The organism is Micromonospora sp. WMMD1274, from assembly GCF_049179035.1.
Classification (GTDB): domain Bacteria; phylum Actinomycetota; class Actinomycetes; order Mycobacteriales; family Micromonosporaceae; genus Micromonospora; species Micromonospora tulbaghiae.
The window spans coordinates 5,255,989-5,272,055 of sequence record NZ_JBMHMG010000001.1 but is presented as its reverse complement, the minus strand read 5'-3'; the positions used below and the strand labels follow the sequence as shown (position 1 = coordinate 5,272,055).

Below are 16,067 nucleotides of genomic sequence, written 5' to 3'. Positions count from 1 at the left end.
CGACACGTGAGCTTGCCATCCGGCGGCGGACGGAGCAGCCCCCTGACCGTCACCACGCCGAGGCTGGCGCGTACGCCGTAGCGTCGACGGCATGAGAACGATGGTGGTGTCGCTCGCGATGATGCTGGCGCTGGCGCTGGCGCTCGTCGTCTTCGTCGCCCGGCGCGACCGGACGAGGCGCCCGTCGGACGAGGACTCGGCTGCGGTTCACCAGGCCCGCGCCGACCAGCACCGGCACGACGCGCAGCGGCAGGTCGCGTCGGGCCTCGCCGAGCGGCACCGCAACCCGCCGAGCACGTAGGCGCGACCGGCGGACGCGGTTGCGCGTACCCCGGATCCTGAACGCATGGGCGACGCGGAGACACTTGCGGCCACCGAGATCGGCTTGCTGCAGGGCGGTGACCGGGCAGCGGTGGTCGCGGCGCTGGCCATGCTGAACGCGCGCGGGGTCCTGGCGGCAGGAGCCGGCCGGGTCCGCCGGACCGGGTCGCTTCCGCCGGAGGCCGAACCGCTGGAGCGGGCGCTGTACGCCGCCCTCTACGGATCCGTCGGCCCCGGGGAACTGGCCCGGCAGAAGCGCGTCCATCGAGCGCTCCGCGACGTGCGACGGAGCCTGGCTGCGCGAGGTCTCGCCCGGACGCCCGGCCGACGGGTGCTGCTGCCGATCCTGCTGGTGGTGCTGCCCCCGGCGTTGCTCGTGAAGCTGGTGGCGGCGGGAACGGTCGGCGTGACCCAGGGACTGGTGGCCGTCGTGATTCTCGTGGGAGTCGCCGTGTGGTCGCTGCCCCTCCGTACCGTCGCCGGAACGCGAGCCCTGGCTGCCGCCCGGGCACGACACGGCGACCTCCTCGAACGAGCCGATCTGGAACCGGCCGAGGTCGGCCTCGCGGTGGCGCTCTTCGGCACCCCCGCGGCGCAGGCGCTGATGCCGCGGTTCACCCGGGACGCCGGCCTGCTCGACGGCGGCCGCAGTTCACACCAGGTCGACAGCCGCCTCGACTCGTCGCCGTGGGGCACGAACACCAGCAGCTTCTGGAACTGACCGGCCGCCGCCGCCCTCACCGCTCCGGCGTCAGGTAGCCGCGGGAGAACGCTGCCGCGACGGCCGCCGCGCGGTCGTTGACGCCGAGTTTCGCGTACGCGTGCAGCAGGTGCGTCTTGACAGTCGCCTCGCTGATGAACAACTGCCTCGCCGCCTCGCGGTTCGTCGACCCCCGGGCGACCAGCTCCAGGACCTCCAGCTCCCGCTGCGACAGCGGCTCGGAAGCCGGTTGCCGCATCTGCCGCATGAGCCGTGTCGCGACGGCCGGGGACAGCGCCGCCTGCCCCTGCGCGGCCGCCTCCACCGCGCGGAACAGCTCCTCGCTCGGCGCGTCCTTCAGCAGGTAGCCGGTGGCGCCCGCCTCGATGGCGGGGAGCACGTCGCTGTCCGTGTCATACGTCGTCAGCACCAGAACGCGGGCCGGCACTCCCCGTCTCGCCAGCTCCCGGATGGCGCAGACGCCGTCGACGCGCGGCATACGCAGGTCCATGAGGATCACGTCGGGCCGGAGCGCCTCCCCCGCGACGATCGCCTCCGCACCGTCACCCGCCTCGCCCAGCACCTCGAAACGCGGGTCGGCGCTGAACATGCCGCGCAGCCCGTTGCGTACGACCGGGTGGTCGTCGACGATCAGCAGCGAGATCACCGGCCCGCTCCGGCGGGGATGGCCGGCACCGTGGCCGAGATCGCCGTACCGCCGCCCGGCTCCGACTCGATCTCCAGCCGCCCGGCGAGGCGCTGCACCCGCTGCCGCATGCCGGTGAGCCCGAAACCCCCGGCGCCGTCGGCGCGCCTGGCGCCGGGCTCGAAACCCACCCCGTCGTCGCGTACGTCGAGCGTCACCAGGTCCTCCATGTACGACAGCGTCAGCCCGACCCGGCTGGCCCGGGCGTGCTTGGCGACGTTGGCGAGTGCCTCCTGCGCGGCCCGCAGCAGTGTCACCTCGACATCGGCGTGCATCGGGCGCGGATCGCCGGTGGTGGTCAGCACCGCGTCGATGTGGTGCACCTGCGACCAGCGCCGGGTCACGTCGCTGATCGCCTCCGGCAGCCGGGCCTCGGCGAGCACCTCGGGCTGCACGGCGTGCACCGTACGGCGGGCCTCGGTGAGGCTGTCGCGGGCCAGGTTCTTCGCGTTGTCCACGTGCCGGCGCCACGCCTCGTCCCGGTCGGCCGTCTGCTCGGCGGCCTGGAGCTGGGTGAGGATGCCGGCGAGCCCCTGGGCGAGGGTGTCGTGGATCTCCCGGGCCATCCGCTGCCGCTCGTCCTGCACGCCCGCCTCGCGGGCCTGCACGAGCAGCTGGGCGTGCAGCCCGGCGTTCTCCGCCAGCGCCGCCTCCAGCTTGACGTTCGCCTCGTGCAGCTCGGCGAGCGCCCGCTTCTGCCTGTGGTTGCGCCGGTCGTCCAGCTCGGCGAAGCGGAAGAACGCCCCGGCCAGCACGATCATGACCAGGGACAGCACCAGCCACTCGTTCACCGTCGCGCCGGACAGGCCACCGGTGGAGGACGCGGCCTGGATCATCGCCGTGGCGGCGACCCCCGCGTACCGCCAGCGGCCCTTCAGGAACAGGAACGCGTGGACGTACCCGATGAAGGTGAAGATGCCGTACCAGGGAGCGAGCGTCACCACGCTCGCGCCCAGCACGATCAGCCCCACGTAGTAGAGGCCCGTCAACGGGCCACTCTCCTGCCACTGCGGGTGGGCATGGAACCAGCCCACCCAGAGGGCGATCACGAGCGTGAGCCCGAGCACCAGCGGCAGGTTCAGTGACACGTCCCAGAACGGCAGCACCAGCGTGATGAGCGCGCAGACCGACAGGAGGAAGTACGGCAGGGCGGAGAAGAACACCGTCTCCTTGCGTTCCCAGCGGTCGAACTCCGCACGTAGCTCGGCCTCGATACTCACGACCTACTCCCAGCGGAAGTACCGCGCGGCCAGCCCGCCGGCCACGATCGTCCACCCCAGCATCACAGCCACGTGCAGCACCTGCGGCCACTGACCGGCGGTGGCGTCCTGCAATGATTGCACGCCCGCCCCGAGCGGGGTGAAGTCGCTGATCCCCCGCAGCACGCCGGGCATGCTGTCGCGCGGGAGCCAGAGACCGGCGAAGAACACGACCGGAAAGAAGAGTACGGTCCCGACCGCCCCGGCACTCTTGCCGCCGGGCGCGAGCGCGGCGACGAGCAGACCGATCGCGAACATCGTCACGGCCGCCAGCACGTAACTCGTCAGGTACGCCGGCACCTGCCGGGGCAGCCGTACGCCGAACGCCAACCGGCCGATGGCGAGCGCGACGAGCATCGTCACCACGGACATCGCAGTGGACATCAGCAACTGCGCGCCGAGCATCGCCGCCGGCTTGACCGGCGTGGTCCGCATCCGGCGCAGCACACCCTTCTCCCGGTAGGTGGCGAGCAGTTGGCACAGGCTGTTCAGCGCGAACATGGCGATGCTCAGCGCGACGATGATCGGCACGTACAGGTCGATGGTCCGCAGCCCGCCGAGGTCGGCGTCGGGCTCCCGGAACGCGGGGATCGCACCGAAGATGACGAGCAGGAGCGGCGGGAAACCGAGCGCGAAGAAGACGATGATCGGCTCGCGGAAGAACAGTCTGGTCTCGGTGGCGGTGAGCCGGTACAGCACGGACATGATGTCTCCTCAAGCGTCGATCGGGCGGCCGGTGAGCGCGACGAACGCGTCGTCCAGCGAGGTCTGTTCAACCCGCAGATCGGCCGCGACGACCTGGTGGCGGGCGAGCACAGTGGTCACGGCGAGCAGCAGGTCTCCCGTACCGGTCACGACGAGCTGGCTGCCGGCCCGCTCGACGGACGTGACCTCCGGCAGTGCGGTCAGCAGGGCGTGATCAAGCGGCGCGGAGGGCCGGAACCGGATTCGCTGCCGGTCGTCGACGCGCGCCACGAGCCCGGCCGGGGAGTCGAGCGCGACCAGGCGACCGGCGTCGATCACCGCCAGCCGGTCGCAGAGCCGTTCCGCCTCCTCCATGAAGTGCGTGACCAGCAGCACCGTCACACCCCGATCGCGGACGCCCTCGATCAGATCCCACGTGTCGCGCCGCGCCTGCGGGTCGAGGCCGGTGGTCAGCTCGTCGAGCACCGCCACCTCCGGGTCGCCGACCAGCGCGAGCGCGATCGACAGCCGCTGCTTCTGCCCGCCGGAGAGCCGCCGGAACTGCGTGCCGAGCTTGCCGGTGAGACCCAGCGTGTCGATCAGCGCACGCCAGTCGGCCGGCCGGCGGTAGAAGGAGCTGTACAGCTCCATCGCCTCGCCGACTGTGAGCTTGTCGGGCAGCTCGCTCGCCTGGAGCTGCGCGCCGAGCAGGTGCCGCATCTCCTCGGTGTCACGTTGCGGGTCGATGCCGCAGACCCGGACGGTGCCGCCGTCCGGGACGCGCAGCCCTTCGACGCACTCGACTGTCGTGGTCTTGCCGGCCCCGTTCGGGCCCAGGATGCCGAAGATCTCGCCCTGCTCGACGGCGAAGCTGACGCCGTCCACAGCGGTGTGCTCGCCGTAGCGCTTGACGAGGCCGTCCACCTCGATGATTGCCATGACAGAAGCGTGCCGTCCGGCACCCGTACGCCGAATCGACCGCGCGGCGAGAGCCGCCGCACAGCCCGGTGGGTGCGGCGGTCAACCAGGTGGTTGATGCCGGGGTCGACCGGGGTCGTTGGCATGCTGCCGGCGATGTCCGGGGCGGCTTAATCGGTGGCCGCCCGGCAACCGGCCGCGCAGGATCACCCAGTGGCTTCACCCGACATGGTTCTCTCCGACCTTCGCGAGGCGTGGCGCGAAGCGCTGGCCGACCGCCTTCTGGGCCTGTACCTGCACGGCTCACTGGTGGCAGGCGACTTCGATCTGGGCCGCAGCGACCTGGACCTGCTCGCGGTCCTCGCCGGCGACCCGGACGAGAAGCTCCTCGACGTACTCGCCGGACTGCACGCGGATCTCGACCGGCGGCATCCGCAGTGGGCGGGCCGGATCGAGGTGGAATACGTGTCACTGGACGCGGTGCGCGCCGTCGGCGGCCGGGGCCACCTGATCGCCCGGATCAGCCCCGGCGAGTCGCTGCACCTGCTGCCCGCCACCACTCACCGCGTCGTGACCTGGGTCGCCGTGCGCGACCACGGCCGTACGCTGCTGGGACCGCCGGCCGGCGAGCTGCTGCCCGCCGTCGACCCCGGCCAGGTCCGCGCGGCTCTGCTCGGCCACGTCCGCGACTGGCCGGCCTGGGTGCTCGCGATGACCCCACCCGGAGCCCAGTCGTACGCGGTGCTCACGCTCTGCCGGGCCTTCCAGCGGCTGCGCAACGGCCGGCAACTGTCCAAGCGGCAGGCCGCCGAGCAGACCGCCGCCGCCCTCCCGCGATGGGCGGACCTGATCGTCTGGGCGCGCGACTGGTGGTACGACTCCGGCCACGACACCGATCCCGGCCGGTTCGACGAGGTCCGGGCATTCGTGAACGAGGTCAGCGCCGCCATCCTGGCCGCGGAACAACGCAAGGCGTACACCGACCGCGCCCGGTGAATGCCGGCCCAGGATTGGGAACAGTGCGCCGAAGCGCACGGTCAGGCCAACCTGCCGGGGGCGTCGCTGACCTGCGCCCACCCGTCGTTCATTCGGGCGGCAGCGCTGCCCGGTAGCGAAACGCGTCACCGATCATCTGACGGGCGGTCGCGGGGTCTGCGATGAGCTGACCTCCTCCGCCGCCTGCGAGGATGTCGGCTTGATGCCGGGCATGGTCACCTGCTCACCACCCGCCCCGGGCGTGGCGGATTCGGGCGCGGCGAAGGTGACCGGAGCGCCGAATGCGGCCCGCCGGGCGGCGCGGCGCAGCGCCGCCAGGACGGCTGGACCGGCGAGGACGATCGCCACGGCGGTGGTGATCGCCCGGCCGGTGTCCCAGCCGAAGGTGGAGGTGACGGCGGTGAACAGGGCGAGGCGGTGCAGGTTCTCCAGTACGGGCGCGCCGGCGACGTACGACAGCTGGGTGTCCGCGCCGACGCTGAACGGCCAGAACCACAGGTTCATCAGCAGGCCGTAGCCGTAGGCGGCGAGCACGCCGTAGCCGGCCAGGACGGCGGTCTCGGCCCGCCCGCGCAGCCGGGCCGGGAGCAGGCCGGCGCCGAGGCCGATCCAGGAGGCGCAGAGCATCTGGAACGGCAGCCACGGTCCGACGCCCGCGGTGAGCAGTGCGGACGCGAACAGCGACGTGGCGCCGAGCAGGAATCCGAACCCGGGTCCGAAGACCCGGCCGGCGAGGACGAGCAGGAAGAACACCGTCTCGATGCCCGCGGTTCCCGCGCCCAGGGGCCGCAGGGCGGCGTTGACGGCAGCGAGTACGCCGAGCATCGCGAGGGCTTTGCTGTCGATGCCGCCGGAGGTGAGTTCGGCGAGGGTGAGCGCCACGAGCACCGGCAGCATGACGAGGAAGACCAGCGGCGCCTCGGCGGTTCGGGCGGTGCTCTCCGGGTTCGCGGGGACGAAGAAGGGCCAGGTGAAGGTGGCCAGCGCGGCGGCCGAGGCGAGAGTCAGCACCGCTGCGGAACGCGGGGCGACCCGCAGCACGCTCATGCCGGTCCCCCGGTCGCGCTGATCGCGGCGGCGACCTGTTCCACTGTCAGCCAGGGTGCGGGGGCCAGGACCTTGGCCACCTGCGGCGCGAATGCCGGGGAGGCGAGCATGACCTCGGCGGTGGTGCCGTCGGAGACCGTCTCCCCCTCGGCCATCACCACCACCCGGTCGGCGAGGGTCGCGACGAGTTCGACGTCGTGGGTGGCGACCACCACGGCCCGGCCGTCGCCGGCCAGCATCCGGACGACGGCGCTGAACTGCCGCTTGGCGTGGTAGTCCAGGCCGCGGGTCGGCTCGTCCAGCAGGACCACCGGCGGAGCGGCGGTGAGCTGCACGGCGAGCGCGAGGGCGAGCCGCTGTCCCTCGGACAGGTCCCGGGGGTGCCGGTCACCGGGCAGGCCGGGGACGAGCTGGTCCAACAGTGCCCGGCAGGTGCCGGCCGGCACGTCGGTCTCCCGGTCGGCCTGGGCGCACTCCGCGTCGACGGTCTCCAGGTAGAGCAGGTCGCCGGAGTTCTGCGGGACGAGGCCGACTTGGCGGCGGGCCTGCCCGGCCCGCAGTGCCCTGGGGTCGGCGGTGCCCTGCGGACCGGTCACGGCGACGGTGCCGCCGTGGCGGGGCCCGCTGCCCTGCACCGCCCAGAGCAGGCTGGACTTGCCGGATCCGTTGCGGCCCATCAACGCGACGATCTCGCCGGCTCGCAGGTCGAGGTCGACGCCGGCCACCGCGACGGTCCCCGGGTACCGTACGACGATCTTCCGGGCGGTCAGCGTGGGACGGGTGTCCGCGACCACCGGGGCCGGTGGCGGATCCGCGTCGGCGAGCCGGTGCCGCAGGTCGGACGCCCGTCGGCGGGCGTCGCGGACCGACAGCGGCAGCGGTGTCCAGCCGGCGAGGCGGCCCAACTCGATCAGGGGTGGCGCGATGTCGACGTGGGCCAGCGCCGTCGCGGGCGTGCCGTCGTGCACGTGGCCGTCGCCGGGCAGGTACAGCAGCCGGTCGGCGTACTGGAGCACGCGCTCCAGCCGGTGCTCGGCCAGGACCACGGTCACCCCGAGGTCGTGGACCAGACGGGTGACCGTGGCGAGCACGTCCTCCGCCGCGGTGGGGTCCAGCGCGGAGGTGGGTTCGTCGAGCACCAGCACCCGGGGGTGCGCGGTGAGCACCGCGCCGATGGCGACCCGCTGCTGCTGTCCGCCGGACAGCGTCCGCAGGGGCCGGTCCCGCAGGTCGGCGATGCCGAGCAGGTCCAGGGTCTCCTCCACCCGCTTGCGCATCACCGCCGGCGGCAGGGCGAGCTGCTCCATCCCGTACGCCAGTTCCTCCTCGACGGTGTCGGTGACGAAGCCGGCCAGCGGGTCCTGGCCGACCACGCCGACGACGTCGGCGAGGTCACGCGGCGGGTGCGTACGGGTGTCCCGGCCGTCGACGGTGACGGTGCCGTGCAGGGTGCCGCCGGTGAAGTGCGGGACGAGGCCGTTGATTGCCCGCAGCAGCGTCGACTTTCCGGCGCCGGTACGGCCGGCGACCAGGCAGAGTTCACCCTCGTCGATGTGCAGTGTCAAGTCCCGCAGCGGCGGCGGGCCGCCCTCGGCGTAGTGGACGGTGACCCGGTCGAAAGTGATCATCGGCGATCTCCCGGTGACTGTGTCGTCGCGACGCGTTCTCCGTCCGCCGGTGTCTTCGGCAGGGGGACGGGCGGGTCCACCGCCGGCGGGCGATGGACCCGCACCACGGGCGGTGGTGGTGCCAGCCAGGCCGGCGCCGCGGCGACGCCGACGGCGAGAAGCATCAGCGGGGTCAGCTGCGGCCAGGTGAGCGGGCTGACCGGCGGGTAGAGCAGTTCCGGGTCCACCGAGCCGGCGAGCATGGTCAGCGCCGCGGCGGCCACCCCGCAGCCGGCCACGATCAGCTCGGCCGGGTGCCAGCGGTCCGGCCGGTAGCGGCTGCGGCGGACCCGGCGACCGGCCAGCAGCATGCCGGTCACGGCGGCCGCCAGTCCGGCCAGAAGCATCGGCAGCCCCAGGTAGCCGGGTCCGGCGCTGTCGAGCAGCCCGTAGGTGCCGGCGCAGACGCCGACCAGCCCGCCGAGGACGAGCCCGCCGGTGACGGTCCGCTGCCCGGCGGCCACCGAAGCGGTGCGGCCGTAACCACGGGAGTCCATCGCCGCCGCGAGGGCCAGGGACCGGTCCAGCGCGTCGGCCAGCACCGGCAGGGCGATCCCGCGCAACGCCCGCATCCCCCGCCCGGTCGCGCCACGCAGCCGACGGGCCCGGCGGACCCGGAGCACGCTCTCCACCAGTTGCGGGGCGACCGACAACGCGACCACGACGGCGGTACCGACCGCGTACAGCGCTCCGGGTACGGCCTTGAGCAGCCGCTTCGGGTTGGCCAGGGCGTTCGCCGCACCGAGGCAGATCAGCATCGTCGCCAGCCGCAGCCCGTCGTAGAAGCCGCCGAGGATCTGCTCGACGGCGACCGGTCCGAACAGGCGGATGCCCGCCGCCCACGCGGGCAGCGGGATCTCCGGCAACCGGACCAGGATGTGCTCGCCCTGGCCGCCGCCGAACACGATCCGGAACACCACTCGCATCGCGACGATCACCACACCGAGCCAGACGTACATGCGGAACGCCAGAGCCCACGGGGCGTCGCCGCGACGGCGCACCACCACCAGCCCGGCGACCGCGACGAGCAGGGCGAGGGGCAGCGGATTCGTGGTGTGGCTGGCCGCGGTCGCCAAGCCGAGCGCCCACAGCCACCATGCGCCCGGATGCAGCCCCCGGGGCAGCCACCACACCGACCACCGGCCCGGCAGACGACCGGCGTCAGCGGCCGGCGACCCGGTGACCGCGGCGTCAGTCATCCGGGCCGGCGGCACGCCGCCGCCGGGCCGCGACCAGCGCGCCGGTGGCGAGCACGGCGAGCAGCAGAACCCCGGCGATCGTGCCCAGTGGCAGGCCGTCGTCGTCACGGGACGCGGCGACATCGGTCACCACGGGCTCGTCGGAGGAGCCCTGCGGTGCCGTGCTGGTGGCGGCACCCGGCGTCGCCGCCAGGGTCGGCGTACCGGCCGTCGGTGACGTGCCGGCGGAGGCCGGCGGGCTGACGGAGGCCGGCGGGCCGGCGGTGCCGGCCGGCCGGGTGGGCTCACCGGGCCGGCCACCGCCGACCGGCGGCGCCACGACGGTTCCGCCCGCCGGTGGTGGCACCGCCGGCCCGCCGCCCGCGGGTGGCGGCGGCGGAGGGGCCGGTGGCGGAGAGGGCGGCGGCGCGGGTCGTTTCGGCGCGGCGCCGGGACGAGGCGCGTCGTTGGCGTTGCGGTTGAGCGAGAACGACCAGCCCTCGAAGCTGCCGGCCGCCGGCTTGCGGTTGAGCGCACCCTTGTCGCTGTACGTCCAGCTGCCGCCGTTCGGCGCGTGCCAGTACGACCAGTACGCGCTCGCAGGCGGCGTGTCGACGCACTTCTCCGTCGCGGCCGACGGCTTGCCGTCGATCCGGCAGATGAACCCCTCGCCCCAGCGCAGCGTGCCGGTGATCGGGAAGCCCGCGTTCTTGAGCGCCGCGAGGCCGGTGGCCTGGGTGCCCGGCGCGCAGCGCACCACCGTTCCGCCGCCGAGTTCGTTGAAGTCCACCACGACTGTGACCCCGGAGGCGTCCGGGCAGTAGCCGGCCGACCCGGCGGCCACCGCAGGACTGCCCGGTCCGATCGTTGTGCCTGCGGTGACCAGGGCGACGACCAGCCCGCCGCGGGCGGCACGGAGGCTCATCCCGCCCGCCGTCGGCCGAGCACGAGCAGTGTCACTCCGCCACCGATCAGCAGCAGCGCGATCAGCAGATAGCTGCCGATCGCCGCGCCGGTGGTCGGCAGCCCGCCCAGCCCTGACGCGGCCGGGGTCGTGATCGGCGGAGCGGCGGTGGTCGGCGCCGCGGTCGTGGGCGCGGGTGTCGCCGGAGGGCTGGTCACGCTCGGCGTCGGGCCGGCGGTGCCGGTCGGCGGAGGCGACGTGGTGAGCGTGGGAGACGCGGTGGGCGTGGCGGGCGCGGTGGGCGAGGCCGTGCCGGTCGGGGTGGGAGTCGATGTGGGCGGCGTGTCGAGGCCGATCCGGCCCAGCGGAACCTGGGCCAGCCCGAGCAGGGCCTGCGCGGTGGCGCGGCGCCACTGGTCACGGTCGGTGTCGGTGATCCCGCCCGCCGTGGCCGCCGTGAGTCCGTCGGTGTTGTAGGCGATCGCGCCGGCGTCGGCCGAGGCGGCCCCGCCGTCGCCCGCGGTGAGCTGCAGCGCGGCCAGGGCCTTCGCGGCCCGGGCGGCGTCGTCGTCGCGTCCGGCGGCGGCGAGGGCCTGCCCGGCCAGGCCGGTGCTGTTGGAGTTCGCACCGGTGGTCGGTCCCGAACCGCCGAAGGAGCCGTCGGCGTGCTGCTGGGCCACCAGCCAGTCGGCGCCCTTGCGCGCGGCGTCGCCGGCACCGGTGGCGCCGTCCTCGGCGGCGGCCAGCAACGCCTGCACGGCCATCGCGGTCGAGTCGACATCGAGGGTGGCGCCGGGCTGCTCGTCGCAGGAGGAGGACGGCCCGTCGGCGGTGTCCGGGTAGAGCCGGAAGCCACCGGCCGCGCACTGCTGCCGGAGCAGGAAGTCCACAGTTTCCTGCGGTAGGTCGCCGCTGCGGGCCAGGCCGAGCACGGCGAACGACTGGTCGAAGGTGTTGCTGGCGTCCGGGCCGCTGTCGGCGGTGGTGCGGCTGGTGATCCGTCCCCGCTGGTGCCCGGCGTCGGCGCCGGCGATCAGCGACAGGGTTTCCGCCCGCAGGTCGTAGCCGCCGAAGTCGGTGGGGTCGGCGCCGGCGGCGGAGGCGGCGTAGAGCAGTTTCGCGGTGGCCCCGCCGTCGGTGAAGCCCTCGATGCCCCAGTCGTCGTAGCTGTTGTAGGAGCGCACGTGCTTGGCGGCCTGCGCGGTTGCCGCCTGCCGGGTGGGCGCGTCCACGCCGGTGGCGGACAGTGCGACCAGGCCGTCGATGGTCAGCCCCCAGTCCTCGGGGGTGAACGGGCCGGGCAGCGTACCGTCGGTGAACTCGCCGGCCAGCCAGGCCGCGGCGTCGCGGGCGGCTGTGACGTGGGCCGGGGCGGGTGCCGCGACAACGGTCAGAGGGGCGCCGGTGATCGCGGCGAGGGTCCGTGACCGTGGCTATACCGAGACCGGTGGTGAGACGCCGGGACAGGGGCATCAGGGGTGCCTTTCGCAGAGCGGTCGGTGAAACCTCCGGAAAGCACCCCGAGAAACGGACACCCCGCTCCGCGTGCTGCGGTGAGCGGGGGTGGTCGGACCTCGGCGGCCCGGACTTCACCCTGTAGACCTCGACAGTGGAAGCCGCTCGTCCCGGGCGGGGCATTCCGGCTCGCGAGAAGGCACTCTCGCTCACGGTTGCGGGTCAGCGCCGGCTTCGAACCGGCTTCCCCCCACACGGGACGTATGCAGTTGTGTGCCCGGCGCACCGGGTGCCGACACCGTACCGCCCGGGCGCGCGACGACGCCAGAGCAGCGGCCGGCACCCGGTGCGCCGCTGGTCACACCTAGGGAGCGGCGATGCTCGGCGGGGCGCCGGCGCCGAAGGACCAGCCCTCGACACTGCCCGGCGCGGGGTTGTAGCTGGTCGCCCCGGACGTGCTGTAGGACCAGGAGCCGCCGCTGGGGGCGTGCCAGTACGACCAGTACGCCGTGACCGGCGGGGTGTTGACGCACGGCTCGGTCGCGGCGGTGGGCTTGCCGTTGATCCGGCAGACGAAGGCCAGGCCCCAGCGGGCGGTGCCGGTGACTGTGAAGCCGGCGGCCTGCAGCGCGGCCAGGCCGGTGGCCGGGTCACCCGGGGCACATCCGACCTGGACGCCGCCGCCGAGCGCGGCGAAGTCGACGACCACTGTGACTCCCGAGGTGCCGACGCAGGCGGCGGCGTGCGCCGCCCGGGGCGCGGGTTCGGCGGCGGTCAGCGCGACGCCCGCCACGGCGGCGGCCAGCAGGCCGGCCAGCCAGGTGCGGACTGTGGAACGGTGACGGAACACGGGTCCTCCTGTGATCGGGTGAGCGGCGAGGGGGTTCACGGGCAGGCGAGCGCCGGCGCGCCGGGTTCGGCACCGGCGGCGGACAGGCGGGCGTACCCGGTCCCGGTGAGACCGAGGACGGCCTGGGCGGTGGCCCGCGGTGCGGTGGCCGGGTCGAAGCCGCCGCCGTCGAAGTCGACAGCGCCCCGGTCCGCCGGCGCCCCGGCGCAGCCGACCTGGAGTCCGGCGAGGAACGCCCGGGCGCGCGCCCAGGCCAGGGGCCGGCTGCCGTCGCGCAGGGCCTGCGCGGCGAGGCCGGTGCTGTTGGCGTTCGGCGTGCCGGCGGCGTTGGCGAAGCCGCCGTCGGCACCTTGGACGGACACGAGCCAGCGCAGCCCGGCGGCGGCGTCGGCCGGACGCCCCGCGGCGCGCAGCGCCTGCGTCGCGAGCGCGGTCGCGTCCACGTCGGACACGCAGACCGGTTGCGCGGGCAGCAGCGGGTAGCCGCCGTCCGGGCATCGGGTGCCGGCCAGCCAGGCGGCCGCCGCCGGTGGCGCCCCGGCCGCTGTGCGGTCCAGCGCCAGCAGCGCGAAGGACTGGCTGAACGCGTTGCTGTAGTCGCCGTACGCGGACCGGTCGCTGAACCGGCCGGCCGGCGTCTGGAGCGAGCGCAGCCGGGCGATCAGGTCGACCCCGCCGACGTCGGCCGGGTCGCCGCCGCGCACCTGCACGGCGAGGGCGAGCTTGGCTGTCGCGCCCGCGTACGCCTCGGCGACGCCGTCGCCGACGTATCCGTCGCGGATGTCCGGCCGGGTGACCCAGGCCAGCGCGTCGGCGCTGTAGTCGTCGGCGGCGCCCGCGGCGGCGAAGGCGAACACGGCGTCGAGGGTCAGCCCCTGGTCGGGGTAGGCGACGCCGTCGAAGACCGCCTCGAAGCGTTCCCCGTCGACCAGTTGCCGGGCGAGCCAGCCGGCGGCGGCCTCGGGGCGGGTGAGGGCGGCGCGCTCGGGTGCGGCGACGGCCGGTGTGGTGAGGATGAGGCGGCGAGCACGCCGCAGAGGAGCGCGAGCAGGCGGTGCCGGCTTCGGCGGACGACCATCGGAAGCGCCTTTCCGGCCCGGCGGTCGTCGAAAGCCCGGCCGATGCGGCAACGCCGGGTCGGTCGGGACTCCGACCCGTGGGCCACGACGGGTGGGGAGCGGATTCACGCGTACGACGGGTATTCGGGCTCGCCGCCAGAGTTCACTGGACGGCCTACCGTTGCGGGCCAGCGCCGGATTTCGACCGGTCTTCCCCCGCACGTACACGCGGTGATTCAGTTGTCGCGACAGTCTTATGTGGCCGTAGCCCCGGTGTCAATGCGCCAGGAGCCGCACACGTGCCGTGACGAGCGGCGGAGTCGGCGGTCTCACATTCCGTCGGCCGCGACCGCGTTCCCGCCGGCCGGGGACGGGCCGGCGTCCCGGCGTACGCCGGGTTGCTGCTGCGGGCCGGACAGCTCGTGGGTCGCGCCGCTTCAGCGGGCCGGTGCCGGAAGGTGGAGGCGGCCGTCGTGGACCTCGGCGATCTGGTCGGCGGCGGTGAGGAGCGTGCGGTCGTGGGTGACCAGGACGGTGGCGGTGGCCTGCTGGTGGGTGAGGCGGGTGATCAGGTCGATGACGGCGGCGCCGCGTTCGTGGTCGAGGGCGCTGGTGGGTTCGTCGACGAGCAGCACGGTGGGGTCGTTCATCAGGGCGCGGGCGATGTTGACGCGCTGGCGCTGGCCGCCGGAGAGCTGGTGGGGCCGGCGGTCGGCCTGGCCGGCGAGGCCGACCGCGTCGAGGAGTTCCATGGCGCGGGTGCGGGCCGTGGCCGGCGGGCGGCCGTCGATGTGGGCCATGACCTGGAGCTGCTCGGCGGCGGTGAGGGAGGGCAGCAGGTTGGGCTGCTGGAAGACGATGCCGATCCTGCGGCGGCGCAGGTCGGCGAGTTCGCTCCTGATCATGCCGGTGGTGGGGGTGCCGTCGACGGTGACGGTGCCGGAGTCGGGGGTGATGAGGGTGGCGGCGACCGCGAGGAGGCTGGACTTGCCGGAGCCGGAAGGGCCGATCACGGCGGTCAGGCTGCCCTTGGGTACGTCCAGGGTGACGCGGTCGAGGGCGGTCAGGCGGCCCTCGCCGTCGGGGTAGGTGAGGGTGACGTCGGTCAGGTTCAGGCTCATCGGGCGCTCCCCAGGGCGGTCAGCGGGTCGACGGAGGTGATGCGGCGGATGGACAGAGCGGCTCCGAGCGCGCCGAGAATGACGATCACGGCCGCGGGGAGCAGGACGGTCACCGGGGTCAGGAGGAACGGCACCGCGGACCCGGCGACGAGGGCGCCGAGGGCGGCGGCGATGCCGGTGCCGAGCAGGGTGCCGCCGGTGAGCAGGACGACGGCCTGTCCGAGGGCGTCCTTGAGAAGGTTGGCGGTGGAGGCGCCGAGTGCCTTCAGCACGGCGACGTCACCGCTGCGCTGGATGGTCCAGACGGTGAAGAAGGCACCGATGACCAGGGCGGAGATGGCGAACAGGAAGCCGCGCATCAACTGTAGGGAGCCGTTCTCGGAGGTGTAGGAGCCGATCGCGGACAGCGAGTCGTCGACGGAGACCGTCTCGGTGCCCGCCTGCCGGTCGATGGCCGCCAGATCGGCCCCCGAGGTGGTGGTCAGGGCGACGACGGTGGCCGTCGGGCCACCGCCACCGGTGCCGGTGGGAGGCGCGATCCGCTGCCACGCGTCCAAGCTGGTCCACACCACAGGGGTGTGGCTGAAGGAGGCGTCGCCCCGTACTGCAGCCACTGTGAGTTGCTGCGCGGCCAGCGTGATCGAGTCACCGGCCTGCACGCCGAGGTCGTCGGCGGCCTTGGTGGACAGCACTGCCGAGCGCCCGTCGATCCTGCCGCTGTCGGGGGCCAGGCGGGAGCCGGGCCGGACGCCGAAGGCGGAGACCCCGGCGCTTCTGTCCCCGGCGGTGGCCTTGGTGGTGGTGATGCCCAGCGGCTCGGCACCGGTGACTCCGGGAGCCTCGGCCCACTGCTCCCACTGCTTCTCGGTGACCGTGGAGTTGGAGTACGACACACTCTGGCCGTCGCCGGGTGCCTGGAAGGCGATCCTGTCGGCGGGCAGGCCGGTGATGGCCGAGACGTTCTGCTGGCCCAGTCCGGCCGTCAACCCGGACAGCAGCCCGACCAGCAGGGTGATCAACACGATGACGGTCCCCATCAGGGCAAAGCGCCCCTTGGCGAACTTCAGATCTCTCCAGGCGACGAACACGGCCTCGGCCTGTCCTTTCCAGCGGTGGAAGCGGTATGGATCCACCATCGCTGCCGACGCCCGTGTGCGCGTCTGGCGTAGGACGGCACTTCGCGGGCCGGAAGACGGCACCCGG

At 73.8% G+C, this 16,067-nt stretch carries 14 protein-coding genes, 2 pseudogenes and 2 riboswitches; of the genes and pseudogenes, 3 read left to right on the top strand and 13 right to left on the bottom strand.

The genetic code is table 11. From position 1 onward, the window contains the following. Positions 1 to 91 precede the first annotated feature (91 nt). Positions 92 to 301 carry a hypothetical protein gene (locus ACN27D_RS25050; protein WP_421500134.1) on the top strand — a complete coding sequence of 70 codons (210 nt, stop codon included), beginning with the start codon at positions 92 to 94 and terminating at the stop codon, positions 299 to 301. A gap of 36 nt (positions 302 to 337) precedes the next feature. Continuing rightward, a pseudogene (locus ACN27D_RS25045) lies at positions 338 to 1,042 on the top strand (TIGR04222 domain-containing membrane protein); the annotation flags it as partial. A gap of 16 nt (positions 1,043 to 1,058) precedes the next feature. Here the strand turns inward: ACN27D_RS25045 and ACN27D_RS25040 are convergent. Genes ACN27D_RS25040 through ACN27D_RS25025 form a run of 4 tightly spaced genes read right to left on the bottom strand, consistent with a single transcriptional unit; the run spans position 1,059 to position 4,609 of the window. Further along, entirely contained in the window at positions 1,059 to 1,688 is a 630-nt protein-coding gene (locus ACN27D_RS25040) for a response regulator (RefSeq protein WP_120570867.1), read from the bottom strand. Beyond that, complete coding sequence (locus tag ACN27D_RS25035; protein WP_421500133.1) at positions 1,685 to 2,947, bottom strand: sensor histidine kinase; 1,263 nt, start codon at positions 2,945 to 2,947, stop codon at positions 1,685 to 1,687. The genes ACN27D_RS25040 and ACN27D_RS25035 overlap by 4 nt, the downstream gene beginning before the upstream one ends. A gap of 3 nt (positions 2,948 to 2,950) precedes the next feature. Further along, positions 2,951 to 3,691: an ABC transporter permease gene (locus ACN27D_RS25030; protein ID WP_421500132.1), complete on the bottom strand. Its 741-nt coding sequence runs from the start codon at positions 3,689 to 3,691 to the stop codon at positions 2,951 to 2,953. A 9-nt stretch (positions 3,692 to 3,700) separates the two neighbouring features. After that, positions 3,701 to 4,609, bottom strand: a complete 909-nt coding sequence (locus ACN27D_RS25025) for an ABC transporter ATP-binding protein (RefSeq protein ID WP_421500131.1) — start codon at positions 4,607 to 4,609, stop codon at positions 3,701 to 3,703. Positions 4,610 to 4,801: 192 nt separating this feature from the next. Between ACN27D_RS25025 and ACN27D_RS25020 the strand changes: the two genes are divergently transcribed. Next, positions 4,802 to 5,584 carry an aminoglycoside adenylyltransferase domain-containing protein gene (locus ACN27D_RS25020; RefSeq protein WP_421500130.1) on the top strand — a complete coding sequence of 261 codons (783 nt, stop codon included), beginning with the start codon at positions 4,802 to 4,804 and terminating at the stop codon, positions 5,582 to 5,584. 132 nt (positions 5,585 to 5,716) lie between these two features. On the opposite strand, the gene ACN27D_RS25015 is transcribed toward ACN27D_RS25020, so the two are convergent. The 9 genes and pseudogenes from ACN27D_RS25015 to ACN27D_RS24975 all read right to left on the bottom strand — a co-directional run bounded on the left by ACN27D_RS25015 (position 5,717) and on the right by ACN27D_RS24975 (position 16,000). Next, positions 5,717 to 6,631 carry an ECF transporter S component gene (locus ACN27D_RS25015; RefSeq protein WP_421500129.1) on the bottom strand — a complete coding sequence of 305 codons (915 nt, stop codon included), beginning with the start codon at positions 6,629 to 6,631 and terminating at the stop codon, positions 5,717 to 5,719. Then, entirely contained in the window at positions 6,628 to 8,259 is a 1,632-nt protein-coding gene (locus ACN27D_RS25010) for an ABC transporter ATP-binding protein (RefSeq protein WP_421500128.1), read from the bottom strand. Before ACN27D_RS25010 ends, ACN27D_RS25015 begins: the two co-directional genes overlap by 4 nt. Beyond that, positions 8,256 to 9,497: an energy-coupling factor transporter transmembrane protein EcfT gene (locus ACN27D_RS25005; protein ID WP_421500127.1), complete on the bottom strand. Its 1,242-nt coding sequence runs from the start codon at positions 9,495 to 9,497 to the stop codon at positions 8,256 to 8,258. The genes ACN27D_RS25010 and ACN27D_RS25005 overlap by 4 nt, the downstream gene beginning before the upstream one ends. Continuing rightward, on the bottom strand, positions 9,490 to 10,401 hold the full coding sequence (locus tag ACN27D_RS25000; protein ID WP_421500126.1) for a hypothetical protein: 912 nt from the start codon (positions 10,399 to 10,401) through the stop codon (positions 9,490 to 9,492). The genes ACN27D_RS25005 and ACN27D_RS25000 overlap by 8 nt, the downstream gene beginning before the upstream one ends. Next, positions 10,398 to 11,853, bottom strand: a pseudogene (locus ACN27D_RS24995) (prenyltransferase/squalene oxidase repeat-containing protein). The gene ACN27D_RS25000 and the pseudogene ACN27D_RS24995 overlap by 4 nt, the downstream one beginning before the upstream one ends. Before the next feature lie 138 nt (positions 11,854 to 11,991). Continuing rightward, positions 11,992 to 12,108, bottom strand: a riboswitch (cobalamin riboswitch). Positions 12,109 to 12,199: 91 nt separating this feature from the next. Continuing rightward, on the bottom strand, positions 12,200 to 12,685 hold the full coding sequence (locus tag ACN27D_RS24990) for a hypothetical protein (protein ID WP_121683348.1): 486 nt from the start codon (positions 12,683 to 12,685) through the stop codon (positions 12,200 to 12,202). 35 nt (positions 12,686 to 12,720) lie between these two features. After that, on the bottom strand, positions 12,721 to 13,815 hold the full coding sequence (locus tag ACN27D_RS24985; protein ID WP_421500125.1) for a peptidase: 1,095 nt from the start codon (positions 13,813 to 13,815) through the stop codon (positions 12,721 to 12,723). Between the two features lie 46 nt (positions 13,816 to 13,861). Beyond that, positions 13,862 to 14,025: riboswitch (cobalamin riboswitch) on the bottom strand. A 155-nt stretch (positions 14,026 to 14,180) separates the two neighbouring features. Next, positions 14,181 to 14,864 (bottom strand): ABC transporter ATP-binding protein, encoded by a 684-nt coding sequence (locus ACN27D_RS24980; protein WP_120570878.1) that lies wholly within the window; start codon positions 14,862 to 14,864, stop codon positions 14,181 to 14,183. Further along, on the bottom strand, positions 14,861 to 16,000 hold the full coding sequence (locus tag ACN27D_RS24975) for an ABC transporter permease (RefSeq protein ID WP_421500124.1): 1,140 nt from the start codon (positions 15,998 to 16,000) through the stop codon (positions 14,861 to 14,863). Before ACN27D_RS24975 ends, ACN27D_RS24980 begins: the two co-directional genes overlap by 4 nt. Positions 16,001 to 16,067 lie beyond the last annotated feature (67 nt).

Coding starts and splice junctions, on each gene's coding strand:
- ACN27D_RS25050 (WP_421500134.1), top strand. CDS start 92: ATGAGAACGATGGTGGTGTCGCTCGCGATGATGCTGGCGCTGGCGCTG.
- ACN27D_RS25030 (WP_421500132.1), bottom strand. CDS start 3,691: ATGTCCGTGCTGTACCGGCTCACCGCCACCGAGACCAGACTGTTCTTC.
- ACN27D_RS25025 (WP_421500131.1), bottom strand. CDS start 4,609: ATGGCAATCATCGAGGTGGACGGCCTCGTCAAGCGCTACGGCGAGCAC.
- ACN27D_RS25015 (WP_421500129.1), bottom strand. CDS start 6,631: ATGAGCGTGCTGCGGGTCGCCCCGCGTTCCGCAGCGGTGCTGACTCTC.
- ACN27D_RS25010 (WP_421500128.1), bottom strand. CDS start 8,259: ATGATCACTTTCGACCGGGTCACCGTCCACTACGCCGAGGGCGGCCCG.
- ACN27D_RS25005 (WP_421500127.1), bottom strand. CDS start 9,497: ATGACTGACGCCGCGGTCACCGGGTCGCCGGCCGCTGACGCCGGTCGT.
- ACN27D_RS25000 (WP_421500126.1), bottom strand. CDS start 10,401: ATGAGCCTCCGTGCCGCCCGCGGCGGGCTGGTCGTCGCCCTGGTCACC.
- ACN27D_RS24980 (WP_120570878.1), bottom strand. CDS start 14,864: ATGAGCCTGAACCTGACCGACGTCACCCTCACCTACCCCGACGGCGAG.
- ACN27D_RS24975 (WP_421500124.1), bottom strand. CDS start 16,000: ATGGTGGATCCATACCGCTTCCACCGCTGGAAAGGACAGGCCGAGGCC.